The sequence below is a fragment of the Mycolicibacterium agri genome (genome assembly GCF_002553505.1).
Lineage (GTDB): Bacteria > Actinomycetota > Actinomycetes > Mycobacteriales > Mycobacteriaceae > Mycobacterium > Mycobacterium agri.
Genome location: NZ_PDCP01000210.1, coordinates 1 through 1292 on the forward strand (window position 1 = coordinate 1; position 1292 = coordinate 1292).

At 71.6% G+C, this 1292-nt stretch carries 2 protein-coding genes; one reads left to right on the forward strand and one right to left on the reverse strand.

The genetic code is table 11. The annotated features are described in order from the left end of the window. Positions 1–523 precede the first annotated feature (523 nt). Positions 524–988 (reverse strand): hypothetical protein, encoded by a 465-nt coding sequence (locus CQY20_RS33795; protein ID WP_234816546.1) that lies wholly within the window; start codon positions 986–988, stop codon positions 524–526. Positions 989–1111: 123 nt separating this feature from the next. Here CQY20_RS33795 and CQY20_RS36050 point away from each other — a divergent pair, with 123 nt between their 5' ends. Then, entirely contained in the window at positions 1112–1234 is a 123-nt protein-coding gene (locus CQY20_RS36050) for a hypothetical protein (protein WP_272938850.1), read from the forward strand. The last annotated feature ends 58 nt before the right edge of the window (positions 1235–1292 follow it).

The window sequence follows — 1292 nt, forward strand, 5'->3', positions numbered from 1 at the left end:
CCCGCCCCCCCGCCCCAACCCCCCAACCCCCCCGCGGCCCGGGGCGCGCCGCCGCCCCCGGCGCCCCCCGCGCCCCCCCCGGCCCCGCCCCCCCCCCGCCGGGCCCCCACCCCGGCCCCGCGCGACCATCTGCTCCATGTTCTCCCGCTGCGTGCCCGCGGTCACGTGCGGCCGCACACCGGCAACCAGTTCCTGTTCCGTCACGACCCGCACGCACAGCGTCACATCACATTCGTGCAGTGCCCGCACCTCACCCGGTAGCGGTTGCCCCGCCAGGGCGAGCGCCAGCGCATAACGCGACGGCCGCACCATTCCGACCTGCCGCCACCCACCGCGCCGCAACGCGAAGCGCCCGTAGCCATCCGAACCGATGGCCCCAGTCCACAGCCAGCAGTCCTGGCGCCCCGGCCCGCGCACCACGTGGTTGAGGAACCGGGCGACCTCACCGGCATGAGACTGCGGATCCACCACCAGATCGCGGCCCTGTCGCATTCGGGAGTGGGTGTAGCTCGCCACGGCGGTCTCAGGCGCTCAACGCCTCAGCGACCGGCCCCGCCTCCACGCTCACGGCCGCCTGGTGCCCATCCGCAGTCGCGACGCCGCCGCTCGGCTGCCCGTCCTGCTCGGCAGGTCTGGACGGCTGCCCCGGCTCCTGGTCGCCGGCCGCGCTGTTGTGGTCCTCACTGTCGGCCAGGCGCAACAGTTCTCGTACGCGTGCCTGCGTCTGGCCGCTCTGGGCCGCGATGCTCGCGACCGTCTCGCCGTTGGCCCGCATCACCTGAGCCGCCGCGCCGGCCGCCCGCCGGATCACCGCGGCCTTGTCCTCGGAGGCCTGCCGAATCCGTTCCACCCGCTCGTTCAGCTCCCGCTCGATCCGCGCAATCTGCTCGGCGGCCTTGGCCCGCGCCGTCTCTTCGCTCCTGGCGGCCGACTGCTCGGCATGGTCGAGCTTGTCCAGCTCACCGAGGAACTCACTGAGCGACCGCACAATCGCCTGTTCCCGCGCCTCCCGCTCAGCGTTGGCGATCCGCCGCGCCTCCAAAGTCCGTTGCAGATTTGAATCGCCCTGGAAATGCTGGAGGCTCCTGACCTTGGAAACGAGGATGCAGGTATGCCGAAGGAACAGTCGCCTGGGAAGCCCACGACGCGCCGTTACAGCTCGGAGGAGAAGGCTGCTGCGGTGCGGATGGTCCGCACGCTGCGCGAAGAGCTGGGTGAACCACCCCGGGTTTGATGCACACCGGTTTATGGGTGTGCAGCCTCTGAGTGGGCCGCGTTTGTAGCGTAGTGGA